The sequence below is a fragment of the Vibrio sp. 1069 genome (genome assembly GCF_033340555.1).
This window is the reverse complement of the sequence record NZ_JAWOWP010000714.1, coordinates 1-572: the sequence shown is the minus strand read 5'-3', so window position 1 is coordinate 572 and position 572 is coordinate 1. Positions and strand designations below refer to the sequence as shown.

1 protein-coding gene is annotated in these 572 nt (G+C 46.2%); it reads left to right on the top strand.

The window, feature by feature from the left end; all coding sequences use genetic code 11:
• Positions 1 to 572, top strand: a 572-nt coding sequence (locus R7040_RS28630) for a CHASE4 domain-containing protein (protein WP_318097912.1), incomplete at both ends; no start/stop codon positions are given.

Below are 572 nucleotides of genomic sequence, written 5' to 3'. Positions count from 1 at the left end.
AACATGGAAATTGACCACTCAAGTCAGCAAGCTATAGCCGTAATTGACATGATGGTGACTCAGCAAGAAGGAAGTTCCTACGATTGGGCTTACTGGGATGAGACCTATGACCTTTTCGCACACCGTGACATCGCAGGTTACAGCGAACGCAACTTATATGTCGAAACCCTTGATGCGCTGAACCTCGATTTGATGTCGTTTATCACACTGGATGGTCAATCCTTAGTGTCATTGAGTCGTGAAAACACACCAGAGTCTTCATCCTCACTAAACAATAAAGTCGTGTCCGTGCCACTCCTCCAACAACATATTTTGGCAATGAACAGTAAGCTTGATGTTCACCGCGAAAGTTTGGCGGGCATATTTAAGATCAATGACAACATTTGGGGGTTGAGCTTAGCGCCAGTTCGCAACAGCGAAGGAGATCGTCCTTCGAACGGCTGGATGCTGTGGGGACGCAATCTGTCTGAGCGTTTCCCTGGCGACTTTAAAGCGATGATGTCTGCCAACAATACGCTCGTGACCAAGTCATTTAATCCTGTGGATCATGCAAAAACTAAAAGCATCGATAA